Consider the following 16770-nt stretch of genomic DNA (forward strand, 5'->3'; position numbering starts at 1 on the left):
GTCCCCGGCGATCATTTCACGGACGACTTTTTGGAGCGCCGGGTCGTTTTTTTCGGCGCCGGCTTGTCCAGGGCAAAGTTAATGGCCGAGAGCACATCGGAGAAGAACTTCATTTTGAGTTTCTTGCGGACTTCGGCCGGCAGTTCGGTGATATCTTTGCGGTTGTCTTCCGGCAGGATGACGGTGTCGACGCCGAGGCGCACCGCGGCCAGTAGCTTCTCCTTGAGACCGCCGATGGGGAGCAGCTCACCGCGCAGGGTCACCTCACCGGTCATGGCCAGACAGGGCTTAACCGGGCGTTTGGTGTACAGCGACGCCAGGGCGACGGCCATGGTGATACCGGCGGAGGGGCCGTCTTTGGGAGTGGCGCCTGCCGGAACATGGATGTGCAGCTCCGAGTCTTTGAAGGTTTCCGGGTCGATTCCGAGCGGTTCGTGATTGGAGCGAATGAACGACAGCGCCGCCTGGGCCGACTCTTTCATGACGTTGCCGAGGTGGCCGGTCAGCGTCATGCCGTTTTTGCCGGGCATACAGGTCGCTTCGACAAACAGGACTTCGCCGCCGACCGCGGTGTAGGCCAGCCCGGGCACGACGCCGATCAGTCCCTTGCGGGTGAGGACCTCGCGGGTGAAGCGGACCGGACCGAGGAGTTTGGGGATGTTTTTGCTGTCGATCACGGTTTTGCGGGCGGACCGTCCGCCGGCGACCCTGCGAGCGACTTTGCGGGAGACCGATGCGATTTCGCGTTCGAGATTGCGTAGGCCCGCTTCGCGCGTGTAGCCGTCGATGAGTGTCCGTATGGCGGCGTCGGTCAGCTCCATATGGGAATCGGTCAGGCCGTGGTTTTCGAGCTGCTTGGGCAAGAGGTGCCGCCGCGCGATCTGCAGTTTCTCGATATCGGTGTAACCGGGAATACGGATGACTTCCATGCGATCGCGGAGGACCGGGGGAATCGGTTCGAGCCAGTTGGCGGTCGTAATAAACATGACTTTCGACAGGTCGAAGGCGATATCGAGGTAGTGATCCGAGAAGGTGTTGTTCTGTTCCGGATCGAGCACTTCGAGCAGGGCGGACGCCGGGTCGCCTCGGAAGTCGGAACCGAGTTTATCGATTTCATCGAGCATGATGATGGGGTTGTTGGACTCGCAGCGGCGGATGCTCTGGATGATGCGTCCGGGCATGGAACCGATATAGGTACGGCGGTGGCCTCGGATTTCGGCCTCGTCGCGCATGCCGCCCAGCGCGACGCGGGCGAATTTGCGGCCCATAGCACGGGCGATCGAACGGCCGAGGGAGGTCTTCCCCACGCCGGGCGGACCGACGAAGCAGATGATCGGGCCCTTGATATCGGCCTTCAGTTTACGCACGGCGAGGTGTTCGAGGATGCGGTCTTTCACTTTCTCGAGATCATAATGGTCTTCGTCGAGAATGCGTTTGGCCTTTTTCAGATCGAGGATGTCTTTGGTGGAAACCGACCAGGGCAGCGCGACGAGCCAGTCGAGGTAGGTGCGCGAGACGGTGTATTCGGCCGACGAGGGCGACATTTGGCGGAGTCGGTCGAGTTCCTTGAACGCGGCCTTTTCCGCGTACTCGGGCATGCGGGCCTCTTTGATTTTGATATCAAACTCATCGAGTTCCGCCTTGCCGTCGGCTTCGCCCAGTTCGCGCCGGATGGCCTTGAGCTGTTCGCGGAGGATGTATTCGCGCTGCGATTTTCCCAGTTCGCTGGCGGCCTCGGCCTGAATTTTCTGCGAGAGTTCAAGAACCTCGATTTCTTTTGAGATCCACTGGTAGAGCTTTTTCAGTCGCTGGAGCACATCGCGCTCGGCCAGAACGGCCTGTTTGTCTTCGAGCGTGATATTCAGGTTCGAGGCGATGAAGTCGGCCTGCTTGGAAATCGTATCCTGATTGATGACGGAAACGTGGAACTCTTCGTTGAGATACGGCGCAAGCTCGACGAGTTTTTTGATGGCGGTCAGGATAGTTCGCTGCTGCGCCTCGGTTTTCACCGGGTCGGTATTGACTTCGTCGATCTCTTCGACTTCGCCCGACAAGTACGGCTCGGTGGTCGCGAATCGTTTGATCCGGACGCGCGCGAGTCCCTGGATGAGAAACCGCACGGTTCCATCGGGGAACCGAAGCATTTTCAGGATATTGCCGGAGGTACCGATGTCGTGGAGATCCTTCGGGCCGGGGTTATCCTGTTGCGGGTTTTTCTGGACGAACAGCCCGATCCGCGAACCGCGCATGAGGGCTTCATCGACAAGGCGGACATACTCCGCCTCCTGTATCATCAGCGGCACGACGAGAAACGGGTAGACCACCGTTCCCTTTAGTGGGAGGATTGGAATTGCCTGCGAGCCGCTCTGGCTGTCTGTTTTGGTATCGGTTTTGGTCTGTTCCATAGGTTCAGTGTATTTTCGCGCCCGGTCACATGTTCGTTGTACGCATAATCATACTTTCGGCAGTCCTGCGCAAGTTTTGAACAGGGCAGGCAATAGAACAGGAGAGAAGCGGTTCGGTTCCCTGCTTAAACGTTGAACCGAAAGAGGATAACGTCGCCGTCGGCAACCACGTATTCTTTGCCTTCGAGGCGCATCTTCCCTGCCGCCTTGATGGCCGCCGGCGTCTGGAGGGCAACGAAGTCTTCGTAGGTGATTACCTCGGCGCGGATGAAGCCGCGTTCGATGTCGGAGTGGATGACACTGCCGGCGCGAGGCGCGGTATACCCGCGCGGGATGGTCCACGCTCGCACTTCTTTTTCCCCCTGTGTGAGAAATGATATGAGGCCAAGCAGCGCGTAGGACTTCTGGATGACCTGGTCCATGGCGGGCGCGGCGATGCCGAGATCGTTGAGAAAGGCTGTACGGTCGGCGGCATCGAGTCCGACCAGTTCCATTTCAATTTTTCCGCACAGCACCGCGACTTCGCGCCGGCCGGCAGAAACGACCGACGCGTATTCGGCGCCGATTTGTTCGGCCCGGGGGATATCTTCTTCCGCGATATTGATCGCGACCAGCAGAGGCTTCTGGGTCAGAAACGTGAAGCCTCGGATCAGCTTGTGTTCCTCCTCGGGAAGACCCAGTTCTATGATCGGGGTTTCCTGTTCGAGAGCGGCGCGACATCGCGAGAGCACGTCGATTATGCGTTCCTCCGATTTGTCGCCGGACAACTGACGCTTTCGCGTTTTCTTATCCAGAATGGACTCGATATGCGCGGCATCGAGCAGGACCATTTCATCGATGAGGTTCTGCATGTCGATTTTCGGACGTGCGCCGGACGAGAACGCATCGACGACCATGATAAGGGCATCGGCGCCGCGAAGGTCGGCTCCGATTTCCACGGCGCCGGCCTCCTTCCCCTGTCCCGTAAGACCGGGAGCATCGAGCAATTCGATCTCGGCATAGGTGATTTTTTTCGGGTTGACGATTTGGGCGAGGCGGTCGACACGTGGGTCCGGGACTTTGATCTGTGCGCGGTGGATGGCTTTGGAGAAGTCGCCGACAGCGACTTCCTGGCCTGCGGCCGCGTTGAACACGGTCGTCTTCCCCGCCTGCGGCTTGCCGATGATGCCTAGTTTCATAGGGAGCAATGGTAGGGAATTCGGGGGGGGATGGCAAGGGGGAAGTGAATCGGACCGGCGGAGCCGGCCCGACTCGGTGGATTGGACGGTGATGTGGGCGGCATCTTGTGGGAAAGGGTGGTATGGTTTGTCGAGTCGGTGGGGGTGAAAACGGAGCAGACCTACTCAGTGCTTTTCGGTAGCGGTGTCGGATAGTTGGGGTAGATACTCCATCTGATGAGTAACTTCCGCAGTTGGAGCAGTTTGTCTCCTCTTACTTCCGTGCGATAATACCCAGCGCGTTCCGTGGGGACCAACGAATCTGCGATTCGCGATGCCTTTTCGAGCAACTCCGGGTTCGAGAGATCCAGCACAACGTCGTGCAGCGCGGTGTCGGCCCACTGGCGAACAGAGTCCGCGTGCTGTTTCGCTACCACCTTGAGTTCCTCTTTGGTGTAGCCAACGGACTTGTGGAAGAGGCTGTCACCGGGGGCTCTGAGCCACAGTTCACCGTCAACCATCACAGCTTGATCGGAACGTCCCTCGAGCGGCTCCTTCTCCAGCTCGCGAAGCTTCTGCATCTCGACTTCGCGGCGGTGCTCGTTGCGGTCCACCTTCTTCTTGGTACCGTCCTCCAATCGCACCCAGCCGGAGTCGCCGACCGCCCGCAAGGAATCAAAGTGCGCTTTCTGTGCGGCGAGGAAGCGGGTGTGAGCACGAACTTTGGCCTCTTCGGGAGTGAGTTGACGTCCGTTCTCCGATGGCCAGACTGCTTCGGGAGGCCGGCTCATTAAGCGCTCCATCGCCTCCAGGCGAGCTTTCCATTCGCTGGAGTCAGGAATGATCACCTCCTCCCGGGTGTTTACTGCGTAGACGCGGACGTCGTGGGTCCAGACCTCGACCGAATCGGGGCCGGTCACCCAGAAGCGCCCCGCCCACTGGGGATAGCCGCACGACGACTCGAACTTCATCCAGAAGCCGCAGGTGTCGTTTTCCGGGAGGACGACCGGCAGGTCGATGATCACGCTCGGCTCCTGCTCGGTTTTGATCACGGGAAACGTTTTGGGGCCGCTGTAGCCCATGTTGTCGTCGTGGAAAAACTCGGCTGAGATGTCGGTGCAGCCGGTGGTGTCATAGAGCGTCACGCGGAGCGTGACCGGACCCGGCTGCAGGGCCGGGATGAACTCGTAGGAGTAATAAAAGAAGCGGGGAGGCATCGGCTTGGCGAACACCGTCCGCGCACCGCAGGTGATCAGCAGCGCGCATGCCAGCGCGGCCGTCAGGACCGAACCAATCTGTCGCATGATAGCTCTCCCCTCCGGATGTCCGGTTTTGCCGCACCGGACAGGCCAGAGCGATTTTGACACAAGATACGTGACGCACGCTCACCCCACCACAGATTATACGTTCACGGATCCATTTTTGAGCCGCCGAGCCGATGGCGACGAGGGTCTCGGTCGTGGCGGGACCATCGGCCCGGCGGTCAGGCAATAACAGCGCTCGAACGGACAACGGAGGCGACCTCCCCGTCCGCCCGTGAAGCGCGTATGCAACCGCCGTACCGGATCGTGTGACTGATTGTAACAATCGACTAACAGTATGCGGGAGGACAGGATGTGCATGCGAAGAGACATTCGGGGAGAGTTTGCGGATCGTGTGGAGTGCGCGAATTCGCGCAGGAGCATGTGGGGTGCGTCGCGCAGGGGGAGGTCGTGTGACAGGGCAACATCCTGCCCGATGATACCGGTTCGAGACGAGTGGTTGTTTAGCGGGCAGTCCGAACCCCGCCTCGGCGGGGGTTCGGACCTGCTGCCATGTTATTCGACCGAATCAGAAACTGGCCGGGACCTGCTCTGCGGTATCGATTCCGAATTTGCGGAGGCGGTAGCGAATGGTGGAGTCGCTGACATTGAGGCGGCGGGCCATCTCGCGGCGATTTCCCCCGCAGGTGTCGAGCAATTCCAGCAATTCGCGGCGTTCGATATCGGAGCGGTCGCGATCGAGCATATGGGCCATGCGATCGATACTGCCGCGCGATTCGACCCAGAGGCGGCGCACTTCCGCCTGCAGTTCCCGGACGTTTCCCGGCCAGATGCGGGACGACAACACTTTTGCCAGTCGAGCGATGTCATGCCGACACCGCACGAGATCACCGTCGGCGCCGTTCAGGCGCAGGAAGTGACCGATCAGCGGCAAGATGTCCTCGGGCCGTGTGCGAAGGGCCGGGAGGGCGATGGGGATTTCGTTCAGGCGGTGGTAGAGATCGGCACGGAACTTGTTTTGCTGCACGAGCGCGACGATATCGATGTTTGAGGCGGCGATCAGGCGGAAGTCAACGGCCCGTTCGTTGTTCTCGCCGAGCCTGCGGAGGCGTTTGTTCTCGATGACTTCGAGCAGTTTCGCCTGGACGGCGGGTGTCGTGTCGGCGATTTCATTGAGATAAAACGTTCCGCCGGCGGCCAGTTCGATCAGGCCCGCGCGGTCGCTTTCGGCGCCGGTGTAGGCGCCGCGTTTGTAGCCGAACAACTCGGCCTCGAACATGTTGTCCGGGATCGCGGCGGCGTTGACGGAGACAAACTCGCCGGTCCGCCCGGAGACATGGTGAATCCACCGTGCGATCAAATCCTTGCCGGTACCGGTCTCTCCGAGCAGGAGGACATTCATGTTCGACGGGGCGACGTACTCGATTTTCTCGAGAATGGTCTGCATGGCCCGGCTCTGGGAGACGACAATCGGGGCTTCGCGGTCGGCGGTGGCGGGTTTGGCCCGGTGGGAGGTGAGGGTATGGAGGGCGCGGTCGGTTTTGTCGAGGTACGGCTTGACCTGCTCCCGCGCGAAATACTCCTTGGCGAGAGTGAGGTGTGCGATAGACTCTGTACTTGTGTATATGCCTGACTCGACGGCGCAGAAACGTGTGACTGCCAACTCGTACTGGGCGCCGATCATCGCCAGCATATCGATGGCTTTGCGGAACCACTCGCGGGCGGACTCATACTCACCCCGATAGGCATCGACCTGTCCGAACACCCGGTGACAGGCGGCTATTTCAAGACGTTCGTTTATCTTGGTTGCGACCGCGAGGGCTTCCTCGGCGACAGTTCTCGCCCGGTCATAATCTTTCATGGCGACATAGACATCGGCGAGGAGGCGTTTGGTTTGGGAGACGAGGGTTGACTCGGGGGCGATCTGCAGAGAGAGTTTGAGCCCTTCGGAGAGATGCTTTTCGGCTTTGGTGAGATTGCCGCGAAGGGTTTCTAGTTTGCCTTTGACCTCGAGGGCAACCGCATGCTCGCGTGGATGAGACATTAAGCTCTCTGAAACTTCGTCTAGGTAGCCTCGCGCGCGATCGTACTCGCCGACGAGACACTCGGACAGACTTGCGTTAATAAAGAAATTGGTGACCCCTCTCTCACCCACGTCGAGAATCATGGCTTCAAGTTCACCATACAGCTCACGCGCTTCAGCAAACCGCCCTATACGGCAAAGCAGGTGCGCCTTGTTCGCTTTCGCATTCATAGACTTGTCACGACTACCAGCTTCGATATGCAACTGCGAAGCTCGATCAAGATTCAGAAGCGCCGTCGATTGGTTGCCAACATGCGTCTCCACAAACGCGAGCAGGTTCAGCGCACTCGCAGCTTTGGATTTCGAGTTGAGCCTGAGATAGCCAGCGTAAGACTCAACAAGCTGTTCCCTCGCAGCGAGAAAGTCACTTTGCATCGCCAATTGCCATCCTTTGACATACTTCGCGCGGGCAAACATTTCGGACTGATCGCCGAATCTGAGCGCTTCAATGGCTTCGTCAATTCGCAGATTCTGACACTCACCACTGTGCAAGAGTAGCTCGCTCTCCATGACTATGTAGAGATTCAACAACGGTGAGTCCGGATTTGGCACGCCCTGTGACTTGAGTAGTTGAAGAGCTTCGCTAAAGTCCTTCGAATCAATCAGCCGCTGAACCTCATCGAATCGTTTCATGAGGGACGCTCTCCGTCGGTGAGGGATAGGAAACAGGCACGAGGAGCCGCACGATTACATCAAGCCATAGATGTCGCATTGGCTGAATCGCCTCGTGATCGGGTTCGGTAGTCTCCGGACCCACGACTGCAGCGTCGACATTCCAACCAGTCTCCTCGCCCTGTGGTTTGTCGGCGCGGTTTTGCAGCTGGTCCATCCACATCGGGCGGCTTCGCGCCGAGACCCCGGGCGCAAAGATGCACACGAGCATAGCCACCATTACGAGTGCTACACATATCTTCTTCATAACAGAGACCCTTCCGGTCTGGTCGTTAAATCGTCTCTACCGCTCCGGGCCGCCACGACTACGCCCCGGGGCGCAATATGCAAAAGCCGACAGTCGCGTGTGAGTCACGCGGTGCGTAAGCGATTCATTTTGTTGCTTGTACGGACCCTTCCCTCGGGCGCTTCCGCAACGGGTCGGACACAATCAGCCGAGACACACGACCACGGTGCGGGTGGGATTCCGATGTACGATCACGATGCGAGATCACTCCCCGCCGAGTTCAAACCGCAGGCTCCCCCAGAGACCGGGTTTGAATGTCATTAAACTCACACGCAGAATACGCGGTGTGGCAGGATTTTGTCAAGGCAGAAATTGCGCGCAAGCTGCTGAAACGTCACGAGATGACTTTCACTGCCGTGACTTGACAGTGGAATTGTTAGAAATAGCGTCGATTTGCGAATAAACTCGCGTGCGGCCGGCTGTTTGCGAGGGACAGTTTTTGTCACACGGCAGGTAGGCAAAGGGAAGGCGGGTCCGAGGATGGACCCGCCTTGCTGCTGCTCAATTCCAGCGCATGAAGTACGAGATCGCGATAAGGAGAAATCCGGCGGTGACGAGAATCGGTCCGATCCTTTGAAGAACGTACCCAGGTGGGGTCCACCACTCCTTCTTCCATCCAAAATGTCCGAGAAACACAGGATGATAGAAAGGACGGGGATTCTCCGGAGTCCTGAAGAAGTTGGCCACCAGGATCATCGCGATTCCACCGCCGATGAAACTGAGAGAAATCACAGCCAGTGTTTTGTACATGACCTTCCTCCCTTTTGGAAAATGTCAGCAATTGTACACGCGGCCGCGACGCCGCACGCGGCAAAAGCAGCCCCCACCCGGTGTACGGGTGGGGGCTGCGAGGAATGTTGCGGCGAGTCAATCAACTGGGAAAGTAGTGGAGTATCGCCCACATCACAGCGCCCAGAAGCACCGGAAGGACCACCAACCGAACCGGGTTCAGCTTCTCCTTCGGTACAAACGTGAGTTGGGCGAGCAGTGCGCAAATCGCTACGGCGACTCCCCAGCCGATTGCAGCCTCATTGAATTGCCTTGTGATAATGACGGCTACCGCAACTGCAACGCACATTCCGAGCAGGTGCAGGGCAACCGCACGATTACTGCAGGCAAACGACATGTTCTTCTCCTCTATGATTCGGAGCTCCCACCAAATATGGCGTCGATGCCACAAATGATGGCACTCGCACCTGCACTTACACCTACACACTTGAAGTAGAGGCAGTTTGTAACAGCACAACCCAGAAGAGCGCTGCCGGTGCTCTGACCCAGGCACTTCCAGAATCCGGCAAGGTCGACCGGTTCGGGATCCGGTATGAACTCTCCACCAACGAAAGAACCACTTCTCATAACCGCGGCCGTGTCAGTACTCACATCCATCTCCAGAAAGACGCTATTCTTGACGCCGGCGTTGGTCCAGCGCGTAACGATTGCAGTGTGATTCGCCGGATCGCTGGTCGGGTTCTCAAATGCCGCCCAGAGTATGGTATCCTCCAAGACCCGGACCGGATCATTGCCAAGAAATGGCTTCCGAGCCGCCTGCGACTCGGCGTCGATGTCGGCCGCTGACTCCGGTTCGGCATTCGTGTACCGTTTCACGAGCACAACGCTGTTGGTGTCCATGAACGAGTACCCCTGGGCTGTCAGCCATTCATGGGCATCGACCACATCCTCATCGTTCAGCGCCGATGAGATTGCCGAAGTCTTGGTCGGCGATTCGTCCAGATACTTGGAGCACACTGTGGCTGTCAAACCATCCGACAATTCTGTGTTCGAAGGTGCGGTGATGTCGTCGGACTGCTGGTTGTCAAACCAGCTATTACAGCCGATCGTCAGGTTCATCATGGCTACGATAACCATCAGAACCATCCCCCTTGAGATAATCTTACTAAGCATAACAATGCTCCCTTCATAGTTCGATGCAAGTTGTTTTTTGGGCGAGCGTCCGGCGGTCGCACGCTTTCCGTGCGACCGTCAGGACCGTTTCGCCAACATCTCGCTCAACCACAAAGCCGCGCGCTCGAAATCCTCCTGGCTCTCCGGCGTATTGTCGGCCCCCCGGATGTAAACGGCGGTCATGGTTGAGTCGTACAGGATCTTGAACGGCATGAATCGGGAGGAAATGCCCATCTGCGCAAAAGTCATCGAAGTATCGTCGGCGCCGATCACCAGCGGAATTTCCAGCTCCCAGTCGTCGAGCTGCTGCGCGATCGCGCTCGAGTCGCGAAGCGTGCAGATCGCCACGATCGACTGCTCGCGTTCTTTGAAGACGGGAAGAAGATTCCGAAAAACGTGCGCTTCGCTCATACTCACCGGGCAGGTTGTCTCCGAAGAGAGAAACACGGCCAGGGTAAGCGAAGGCACTTCTTCGATTGGGGCGCCGTCGGCGACGATCATCCGGCCGATGCCGGGGTAGGTGTAGATTCCCCGAAGGTCTTCGTACACTCCCCCGTAGTCGACCAGAAACGACGGCTGCTCGTCCTGCTTCTGAATGACTTCTTTCAGTTGGAAGTTCTGTATCAGGAGCATGACGTTCAGCACCACCAGGATGACAAACGCAGTCGGGATCATTACCTTTTTCATTCTCATCTACCTCCACCTCGTTCGAGCAATCGCTGTTATTGGGTGTGCACCCCCGCGCTTGACACTGTCAGTTGGGCGTCGCCGATCGGGATTGTCAGACAGTCCGATCCGACTCCCCAGCAGCCGAGGAACGTGCCCTGCGCATTGAACTGTTTCTTCTTGAGCTTGAGGATGCCAATCGGGAACAGCCGGGCTTCGATCATCGAATGCGAGTCGGTCGTGACCGGCGCGTTGATCTGGGCGAGATTGGCGGTTACCAGCAGACCGAGAAACAGCCCTGCGATGACACGTTTGGTGCGTGACACAGTCAATCACCTCTTTTCGCGGTTAAGGATTGAAGTTACTCTGTCTCAAGTGTCAACGTCGACGTGTTTCCGTATCTACAACCTTCGTGCCAATCACCTATGGATTCGCACTGAAATCGTACAAGAGGATGTCGGGGAGAGAGTTGGCGTGTGTGTGATAGATGACGGATAGTGACGTTCGGTTGGTCCAACTGCGCGAATTCGCGCAGTAGACTTTTCGCCGCGTCGCGCAGCAAACATTCACATGCTCACCAGATAGCGAACCTTCATCACGAACACCTGCTCCAGCGGCTGATAGGTGTGATCATCGCGGCGCCGCTGATAGTCATTGTAAGCAAGGTAGAGCCAGCTTTTCGGCAGGAAATTGTACGCCAGCGACAGCCCCACACGAACCGACCGAATCCCCACACTCCGATATACCGTCGACTCACCATACGCCCGCATGCTGATGTCCCGTGTGACCGAGTACGAACAGCCGGGGCGAAATCGCCAGGTGATCTCCTCGACAGATCCGCCGGGATCGTTTTCTATCCAGGCGTCACCGTTGAAGAAGACCGACATTGCCGACTGCGGCTTGAAGCTCGCGTACCAGTCGATATTCCACGACCGGGCGAGATAGTACCGCAGATAGTTGAAAGATCGTGATGTACTGACGTTCACTATGAACCAGGCCCGCCGGGAGACGTCGCTTCGCAGAAAGCCCGACCAACTTCGGGGATCATAGCGCATGTCCTGTTCGAAGTCTCTCCCCCAGGCATAGGTCAGCCCGGCGCCCCAGTTGCATCGCATGGCCAGCGCCAGGTTGATCGAGTAGCGGCTGGCGTAGATTGACTCACCGTACTCGCGGTCGAACTGTGTCCCAAATGCGATCTTCCCGTAGGTCAACAATCCGGACGACGGATATACGGTCGGGCCTGCCGAAGCAGCGTACGACCGGTAGTCGTACCAGGGGACGAACCCAATATCGGAGACGTCGAAATCGTAGCCGATACTCACTGCGTCGGCTCGTAGTGAAAGCCCGCGCGGCGTGTAATGAAACGACCCCAACCACGCCCAGTCGTTGTAGTCGTCGTAGCGGCTCCGCGCCACCTGACCGTAGACATCCAGCAGCGCGTTGCTGAGGCCGGCGTCGACCGAGTAGACATCGTTGTGGTGATCCTGTTCGTACTCACCGGCCTGGAACAGCCCGACCGTCGTTCCGGGAGTCGGATGGACGGTGACGCGATTGACCGCGAAGGTGGCGGCCTGCTGCGTCTCGGGACCGTACCAGCCCTCGTAGTCTTCGCTCCCGGTGCGTGCCAGCAGCGTCCCAAACTCCACTCTGGGGAGCTTGCCGACCAGTCGGCCGCCGGCCTGAATGGGCACCTCGGTCCCGTCCGGAAGTTTCTTGCCAATCGACCGGGAATAGAACAGCGTGAGGAGGCCGGCCATCGCCCCGCCGGGGGGATCGAAAAACTCCTGTCCTTCGACAAAAAACGGCCGTTTCTCGGAGAAGTAGATCGCATACTTGGAGAGATTCAGCGCGAATGGGTCAGCTTCGACCTGTGCGAAATCCGGATAGAAGGTTGTCTGGAGACGCACCGCGGGTGTCAGCGCCCAGTTTATATCGGCTCCCACGCGCACCCGGTCACTTCGCTCGTTGTAGCTTTTCTCCGCGCGAAAGAACGTAGTGGGCGCCAGTTCGAGTCCGAGGTTTCGGTCTGCCGGCGCCACTCCTTCGAGCCGCCCGAACCCTGAGACGGATAACGCTTCGTTCTGTTTAACAGGGACGGCGTATCCGACCTCGCCCTGCTTTGGAATCTTCCGCTCAAGATTAAAGCCCCAGGCCGGCGCGCCTTTGTCGAACTGCAGACTCGACCATGGAATCGCCATTTCAACAATGAAGATGCCCGTATCGACGTAGACCGCCGACTCAAACACCCCGTCCCAGGTGATATTCTCCTCCCGTCCATTGGCGGAGAGCACCGCATCCGATTGCACGTTGCCACAGGACACAGTGAACCGATAGGCGGTCTGACGGTCGAAAAACGTATCGAGAAACAACGACACCTCGTCGCCGCTCCTGCTCTCACGCGTCTCTCGACGGCAGTCCGGATACCTGTTCGGCGTCTTGCATTTGAAGGCTATGTAGAGGGCCCGGCTGTCCTGAAGTATGTAGACGGTGGTTGGCTCCGACAGCGGCAGGCCTTCGTCCGGGGTTACCTGCACGAACGACGTTACGGAGTCGCCGGTACGCCAGCACAGATCGAGAAGGCCGTCGATCTCCGGTGCAGCAGTAACGGTCGTCACACGATATGAAAGCTGATCATCGGAAGCGAGTGCGGCGAGCCATAGCATGAGTAGAAGTGCGGCGCACCTCGCCAGTGTTTTACAAGTTCGCCACAGCATAACCCAGATCCCTCCAGAAACGCTCGCGTTCTTCCCCCGGGCTCCTGGGCGGGTCCGCCCACTGAATTCGTGCTGTCGAGTCAACCAGCACCTTCAGCGGCGTGACTCGAAAGTTCATCTCCCTCTCGAGCCAGCCTGTCGTATCAAGATACGCTTGAATTCCCCATTCAGTGTTGTCCACCCATTGAAAGAATTCGGGCGCGTTGGTGTGCGTGCCTACACCGTACACGGCGGCGTCACCGCGCCGGACAACTTCATTCCACAGCTCCGATTCGCTGAAGCAGGGCGGGCAATCGGATGGTGCGAAAAAGACAAACATGGTGTGCCCGTGTCTTGCCGCGATCTCCCGCAGGGAGACGGAGTCTCCATCTCGATCTACAACCGTCATATCAGGGAGTCGAATTGCGCCGACATACGTATCGGCGGGAGCAATGACAGCTACCGCTGATTCGCGGGCGTGTTTCAACTGGACGATCAGCGCGATGTTGGCGACAGCGAGGACCGCGATGATGGTGATGCTCCAACCCTTGCGCATAGCTACCTCCCAACCGTGCAGGACGCGCGGACCAGGTCGCTCCCGTCGACGCTCAACAGAAAAACCGAGCCGTCGTCGCAGGCTCCCACCGGCCAGTAGTCGGAGTAGATCGCGTCGCCGAGATGTTGTCCCTCACGGGAGAACACGTCGATCACAAACCGCGACGTGCACCCCGGGACAAACCCGTTGGCTTCAGCAACTCGAATCAGTCGACCGTCGGCGAGTCGAACCAGCTTCACTATGCGCGTCCACGAAGTGAGGTGTCCTTCGGGCGGGCTGTCGTAGTCGCCTTTGATTCGCAGCATCTCGTGCGGCCCAACCCACCAATCGGGCCGATCTCCGATCGTGCCGGTCAGTTTGCCGTTTCTGTCGAAGATATAAATCGTCGGGTCGACTGAAAACACGACAAAGGTGTTGCCCTGTTCGTCGGTCTCGACCGAGGATGACACGCCGGTCCACAGTCTTTTCGAGAACGCGATATCGGGCGTGTAGGCGTACGCCTGCAGCCACTTGCCGGTTGTGTCGACCACATTGCAGTAGAAGCCCGCGTTGATGTCCTGCGGGTCGCTCATGACCAGGCATGACAGCAGCAGTGTATCCGGTCCGAGCAGGTCGCAATCCCAGGGCGTATCCATATCCGGAGGGAGCAGAAAACTGAATCGGAACGCTTCGTCGGCATCGAATACTGACACCCGCCTGCTGCCGGCATCGCTGACAAACAGGTTACCATCGCCGGTCCAGACAACGGCGCTGGGAAGGTTGACGTCGCCGGGATATGCGCCCTGAGCTGCAATGCGATCAACGTTCTGCGAGGGCACATAGGCCTCGAGTTCGGCGGTCTCGCTGAACGAGACATGGGTGGCCTGGGAGGTGTGACGCGCGACCGATTTCACGACCTCATCGCGGAGATCCATGACGCATACTTCATGGCGAGCCAGATCGATAAACGCGGCTTTCGTGCCTTCACGATTGACCGACCAGAACGAGTAGAAGGTCCACTCTCGTTCAGCAGAGACCTGGAAATCGGGCGGAATGGACCATCTCTCTTCGGCCACAAATGTCGAATCGGTTGCGAGTACAGCCGTCATTATTAGCAAAACCGTAAACATGATTTCCCTCCTTACTTGAAGGTCGCCGACGCCTCCCGCGGAGAGGCGCCGGACGACATCGGTTGCAACTGACTCGATATTAGGCCGCCGATCCAGGAGCGTTGCGCGGCCATATCCACGTCGCAGCTATCTCACGCGGTCCGGCTACGACTCGTTGTTGTACTGACAAACACACGGTCCCGTGTCCTTTGGACACATGCAGCCGACGATTTGACCGCCCTGGATCAATTGATCTCCGGCAGAGAACTGGACTTTCGGCTTTCGAACGTCGGCTTTCGCAAACAGCGCCGTGCCGTTGAGCGCCGCAAAGGCGCAGACAAGACAGACAATCGCGATGCATTTGATGGACTTCATGACATCACCCCCTTTCACAACCGGAGTGGAACAAGTCTGGTCGTGGCAGTTCGGCAAGAGGTAGTTTCGAGCTGAATCGAAACGTGACCGCCCAAACTTGATGAAGAACAACTCGCGTGAAGCTCCACATGTATCAGTGTGTTCGCAATACAACTTTCGTGCCGATCGCCCATGGATTTACACAGAATTCGTACAAGCGGATGTTGGGTATGGAGTTGGAGTGTGTGTGACGGATGACGGACACTGACGTTCAGTGGTGTCTCCTGCGCGAATTCGCGCAGCAAACCCCTCGCCGCGTCGCGCAGGCAGAAACGTCATGTGGTGACTCGTACTGCCACACTTTGACAGGTGAAAGGCGAAAAAAGTCGTAGATTGGATGAGATTTCAAGACGTGGGCATGGAGCGTCGTTGACAGTTTGTGACGCGGGATCGTATTTGAGCAACAGACCCCGCCTGTGGTGGGGCGGGGTCTGTCGGCGATGAAATAGTTATCGCACGTCGGTACGGTCTACTGATTCCTGACGGTTTTTTCGTGTTTGTCATCGCGGCCGAGTGCCCATTGGAAGAGCAGCGCGGTTACCAAGCCGAGGCCGAACGATATCAGATTCCAGGCCAGTGCGGGAATGAACTCCCCGCCGCTTGCAGCTCCAGTCGAGAATCCAAGCCCGAGACCGACGGCGAGGCCGATCCCGATCCAGGAACCCGCACTAATGGGCTTCTTACTTGTGTCGGCGGCATTTTTGCTCATACGCTACTCCTCATTTGAACCAGTTTGCTACACTGGCTGCCCATATTCCATCATCCGAATACCTTGAATGCACATTTGACAGCGGCATAGATAGCCCCTGCCGCACAGCCGAGCGCGACGCATTTCGGGTACCCCGGGCCCGTGGCACCGCAGACTATCAAGGCACCAACACACGGCCATGCTGCTTCTCGACGAACACAGTCGAGGTACTTGAATATCTGCGCATCGAGCGTTGCAGCATTGCCGTCACGCCCGCTCATCGCTCGTGCCGGATAGACTGCTGCCGGGTAGTCAAACTGCCAAACGCCGTCCGTCACTCCAGCCCACCCCTGCTGACCGCTCGGATAGACAAACGACAGCAAGTAGGGTGAGATGACGCGACCGTACTCGCAATCGATGACATCGACATACGCAGCTTTCTCGGTCGTGTCAGCAGCATAGACGAACGCCACTGTAATCCGGTTGACGAAAACGGAGTCGGTCCCGTCGTCAGATACCGCGTACAGCGACTGGGCAAACGAGTACGTACGAGAGAAACGATACCCATTAGTATAGAAGCTATCGACGATCGCCTCGATTCTCGGCATCTGAAGCGCTCCGATCAGGGGATCATCCCCCGGCTCGATGTACTCGTCGGTCCCGACAATAGCATCGCGCCAGCCGTCCTGGAGGAAGTCGTTGATGGCTGAATGCTCGGCTGCCGATGTCTGAGAGACCTTGTCAGTTTCGGTGGCAGTCGGTTGAACCGAATCTGTCGGTGCGGTGTGGTGGTTGCAGCCGATCGTGAGGTTCATCATGGCCACGATAACCATCAGAACCATCCCCCGTGAAATAGTTTTATGAAACATAACATTGGTCCTTTCGCAGTGCGATGCAA

General features: G+C 58.1%; 16 protein-coding genes. All 16 read right to left on the reverse strand.

Annotation, left to right across the window (positions count from 1 at the left end; all coding sequences use genetic code 11):
• Positions 1-11: 11 nt before the first annotated feature.
• Complete coding sequence (gene lon, locus RBT76_13585; GenBank protein ID MDX9858818.1) at positions 12-2405, reverse strand: endopeptidase La; 2394 nt, start codon at positions 2403-2405, stop codon at positions 12-14.
• A gap of 125 nt (positions 2406-2530) precedes the next feature.
• Positions 2531-3583 carry a DUF933 domain-containing protein gene (locus RBT76_13590; protein ID MDX9858819.1) on the reverse strand — a complete coding sequence of 351 codons (1053 nt, stop codon included), beginning with the start codon at positions 3581-3583 and terminating at the stop codon, positions 2531-2533.
• A 161-nt stretch (positions 3584-3744) separates the two neighbouring features.
• Positions 3745-4866, reverse strand: coding sequence for a hypothetical protein (locus RBT76_13595; GenBank protein MDX9858820.1), 1122 nt, complete (start codon positions 4864-4866; stop codon positions 3745-3747).
• Positions 4867-5392: 526 nt separating this feature from the next.
• A complete protein-coding gene (locus RBT76_13600) occupies positions 5393-7540 on the reverse strand; it encodes a sigma 54-interacting transcriptional regulator (protein MDX9858821.1) in 2148 nt (715 codons plus the stop codon).
• Complete coding sequence (locus tag RBT76_13605) at positions 7524-7826, reverse strand: hypothetical protein (GenBank protein ID MDX9858822.1); 303 nt, start codon at positions 7824-7826, stop codon at positions 7524-7526. Before RBT76_13605 ends, RBT76_13600 begins: the two co-directional genes overlap by 17 nt.
• 540 nt (positions 7827-8366) lie before the next feature.
• Positions 8367-8615 carry a hypothetical protein gene (locus RBT76_13610; protein MDX9858823.1) on the reverse strand — a complete coding sequence of 83 codons (249 nt, stop codon included), beginning with the start codon at positions 8613-8615 and terminating at the stop codon, positions 8367-8369.
• A gap of 121 nt (positions 8616-8736) precedes the next feature.
• Positions 8737-8991, reverse strand: coding sequence for a hypothetical protein (locus RBT76_13615; protein MDX9858824.1), 255 nt, complete (start codon positions 8989-8991; stop codon positions 8737-8739).
• A gap of 11 nt (positions 8992-9002) precedes the next feature.
• Positions 9003-9767, reverse strand: a complete 765-nt coding sequence (locus RBT76_13620) for a hypothetical protein (GenBank protein ID MDX9858825.1) — start codon at positions 9765-9767, stop codon at positions 9003-9005.
• 78 nt (positions 9768-9845) lie between these two features.
• Positions 9846-10454, reverse strand: a complete 609-nt coding sequence (locus tag RBT76_13625; protein MDX9858826.1) for a hypothetical protein — start codon at positions 10452-10454, stop codon at positions 9846-9848.
• Positions 10455-10489: 35 nt separating this feature from the next.
• Entirely contained in the window at positions 10490-10759 is a 270-nt protein-coding gene (locus tag RBT76_13630) for a hypothetical protein (protein ID MDX9858827.1), read from the reverse strand.
• 240 nt (positions 10760-10999) lie between these two features.
• On the reverse strand, positions 11000-13096 hold the full coding sequence (locus RBT76_13635; GenBank protein MDX9858828.1) for a DUF5916 domain-containing protein: 2097 nt from the start codon (positions 13094-13096) through the stop codon (positions 11000-11002).
• A gap of 31 nt (positions 13097-13127) precedes the next feature.
• The gene (locus tag RBT76_13640) at positions 13128-13682 is read right to left on the reverse strand and encodes a redoxin family protein (protein ID MDX9858829.1); all 555 of its coding nucleotides are present in this window, start codon (positions 13680-13682) and stop codon (positions 13128-13130) included.
• A gap of 2 nt (positions 13683-13684) precedes the next feature.
• Positions 13685-14791 (reverse strand): hypothetical protein, encoded by a 1107-nt coding sequence (locus tag RBT76_13645; GenBank protein ID MDX9858830.1) that lies wholly within the window; start codon positions 14789-14791, stop codon positions 13685-13687.
• A gap of 144 nt (positions 14792-14935) precedes the next feature.
• Positions 14936-15145: a hypothetical protein gene (locus RBT76_13650; GenBank protein ID MDX9858831.1), complete on the reverse strand. Its 210-nt coding sequence runs from the start codon at positions 15143-15145 to the stop codon at positions 14936-14938.
• Between the two features lie 508 nt (positions 15146-15653).
• Positions 15654-15893 (reverse strand): hypothetical protein, encoded by a 240-nt coding sequence (locus RBT76_13655; protein MDX9858832.1) that lies wholly within the window; start codon positions 15891-15893, stop codon positions 15654-15656.
• A gap of 50 nt (positions 15894-15943) precedes the next feature.
• Positions 15944-16741 (reverse strand): hypothetical protein, encoded by a 798-nt coding sequence (locus tag RBT76_13660; GenBank protein MDX9858833.1) that lies wholly within the window; start codon positions 16739-16741, stop codon positions 15944-15946.
• Positions 16742-16770 lie beyond the last annotated feature (29 nt).

This window comes from Candidatus Zixiibacteriota bacterium (assembly GCA_034003725.1).
GTDB lineage: Bacteria > Zixibacteria > MSB-5A5 > GN15 > FEB-12 > WJMS01.